Annotated in this window: 1 protein-coding gene and 1 pseudogene; one reads left to right on the plus strand and one right to left on the minus strand. The window is 70.0% G+C overall.

Features of this window, described 5'->3' with window-relative positions; genetic code table 11:
• A pseudogene (locus ACWELQ_RS42505) lies at positions 1-92 on the plus strand (exodeoxyribonuclease VII small subunit); the annotation flags it as partial.
• A 1,609-nt stretch (positions 93-1,701) separates the two neighbouring features.
• Here ACWELQ_RS42505 and ACWELQ_RS42510 read toward each other — a convergent pair.
• The coding region (locus tag ACWELQ_RS42510) for a hypothetical protein (protein ID WP_452402649.1) at positions 1,702-2,972 on the minus strand (1,271 nt) is incomplete at its 5' end.

The raw sequence follows: 2,972 nt of genomic DNA on the forward strand, positions 1-2,972 counted from the left end.
ACGAGCGCGCCCGTGACGAGCTCGTCAATGTCGTGAAGATGCTGGAGCAGGGCGGCATGGATCTCGACGATTCCCTCGCGCTCTGGGAGCGCGCCCCCATCGGCCGATGCCGAGTTCGTCCCGGCCCCAGCCGATCCGGCCGGACCTGTAGCCGTGGTGCCCGACCCCATCCCCGACCCGACCGAAGCCAACCCGGCCCCACCCGGTCCAGGCCGTGCCGATTCAGCCGTCCTCGACGTGTCCGTCGTCGCCCCGTACGCCACTTGCCCAGGGCGGACTGACGTAGGCGTGAACGATTCAGATCTGGTTGAGGTGGGTGCGGTGGATTCCGGCCCGGCCGCTGTGGGGGTGGTGGGTTGGGGTTTGGCTGATGTCGGCGTGGTGGGTGTGGGCTTGCCTGGTGCGGGCGTGAACGATTCGGGCCTTGAACCGGGCGTAGTGGAATCCGGCCTGACTGATGCGGGTGTGCTCGATTCGGGTCTGGCCGATGTGGGCGTGGTGGATTCGAACGTGGTCGATTCGGGCCTGACCGATGGGGGCGCGGTGGATTCGAATGCGGTCGATTCGGGCGTGGTTGATCGGGGCCTCGTCGATCCGGGTGCGGTTGCTTCGGGCGTCGTTGGGTCAGGTGTGGCTGATTCGGCTGCCATCGGATCTGTCGTCGGCCCCGTCGCGGTGGGCACTGGCGCGCTCGACCTCTCACCGTTCGGCCCGAAGCTCGAGACACCCGGCATGTCGGCACTGTCGAAGGGCTTGTCCCGCGCCGCATCTCCACCGGGTCGTCCCGTCCCGGCCTTGCCCCGCTCGCCCCCGAGACTCAACGGCGTACCGGCGGACTGGCCAGCCCCGCTCGGCGCGCTCCCGGTGAGCCGCCCACTGGCCGACTTCCCGGCCGAACCGTCACCGCCGGAACCACCGGTCCCAGCTCGCGGCCGCACCGGCTCACCCGTGAGCCGCCCCGACACCGCTTTACTCGGCCTGCTGTCACTGGTGAGCCGCCCAACCCCCGGCCGACCCCCGTCCACTCCCGAACCCACCGACCCCGATCCCCTCTGCCCTGATTCGCTCTGCCCCGGATCGCCTTGCCTCGGATCACTCTGCCCCGGATCGCTCTGCCTCGGATCGCCTTGCCTTGGATCGTTCTGCCCCTGTTCGCCCAGCCTTGATTCGCTTGGCGGGGTCCGCGATTCACCCCCGACCACACCCATGCCCACGTTCCCGTCGACATCCCCGTCTCGACCGCTCATGACAACCTCGGCCCCGATTACAGCGGGCGCCCCGCCTAGATCAGGCACCGCACGACCGGATCCGGACCCACCGGATGCCATTGCGGCAGGCTCGGTCCCACCACCGGTCGTCGCCTCGGACCCGGAATCAGCCGCGTCCGAACCGGACTCCGCCCCGTCGACCGCACCGACCCCGCCCTGACCACCGGACGCCGTGACCAGGCCGGGTTCGGGTCCAGCGGGTGTTGTTGTGGCTGGCACGGGTCCGGCGGGTGCCGTTGTGGCTGGCACGAGTCCGGCGGGTGCCGTTGTGGCCGGCACGAGTCCGGCGGGTGTGGTTGTGGGGGGCGTAGTTCCGGCGGGTGTGGCTGTAGTAGGCGCGGGCCCGGCGGGTGGGGGAGTTGGTGGGGTGTGGGGTAGGTGGCCGGGGGTGGCGTCGTTGTCTGGGGTCACGGCGGTGTCCGTGTCGTTCCGGTCACGCACCGGGCTGGAGCGCGGCCACGAACGCGTCCGGCGTCAGCGCGGGCATCTGCGCCACCGCGGTTCGCAGCGAATCCACCTGCGTGTCCACGGCATCCGTCACCTGCGCCACGAGCGGCGCGGCCTCCGGCACCGCCGCGGCCACCTGCTGTCCCACCCCCGAGACGACCTGCTCGACCGCCGGAGCCGCCGCCTCCACCACCGGCGCGACCTGCTGCTCCACCGTATTCGCCACCTGCTGCACCACCGGCGCGGCCGCCTCCACCACGGGCGCGGCCACCTGCGCGATCGGCGTGGGCAACCCGGCAATCGCCGCCACCGGCTGCACCCCGGGAACCCCGGACTGCCCCGAAAGCGGCACCTGCGCAGCGGTTACCTGGTCGCCGGGTACTTCCTGGGCAACAGTGTGCGGTGTTCCAGCGACTGTTGCGGCACCGATGATCCCACCAACGAGAGCCCCTCCCAGCGCTCCGATGCCCACCCCGATTGCTGCAGCGGGGGCGATCCCCACAAGGCAGCCTCCGATTCCGCCGACTGCAATGCCCGCTGGAAGTCCAACTCCCGCAGTGGGAATGCCAGCGATCGCAGCACCGGCCAGCGCGCCAATCGCTCCTCCCACCGCGCAGCCGATCGAACCGGCAGCCGCGCCGACGATCATTCCGCCGTACCCGCCGATCCCACCACCGATCATCGTGGACCCGGCCATTCGATCGGAATCGTCTCGCGAGAAACCCATTCCGTCGTAGGCGGCAGCGATCTGCCATTCCACGCTGTCGAGGTCGGCCTGCAGTTTGTCTCGAGTCTTGGTGTCGACGAAGTCGGGAATTTGCACCGCGGCCGTCCCGACTCGCAGGTCGTGCGGACTAGCGGGCATCACTTCGGGTGTATTCGCCGCTGGTTGATCCGGCTGAGTGGCCTCGGGTTCCGTGGGCTGGACCTGAGGTTGGGTCTGCGGCTGGATGATCGTGTCCTGCTGCGGTGCAGTCTGCTGCTTTGGCCGGGGCCGATTCGGTGCGGGGAGCGGGGGAGGAATGAAATCGGCGGGGCTGGGCGCGGATTGCTGGGGCGCTTGGGGTTGGGTGCTCAGTCCGGGCTGCCCGTCGCCGGGGACGGCGAGCCCGGGTTGCCCCGGGGCGGCGGCGGCCACACCGTGCCCTGCGATCAGCGCGACGGGCAACATGGATAACAGGAGCGAAGACTTCTTGGCTTTCATAACCCCAATTCCCCTTCCCCGAACGGACAGCAGCGGGCCGGTGGCCCTATTCC

The organism is Nocardia sp. NPDC004722 (assembly GCF_053601505.1).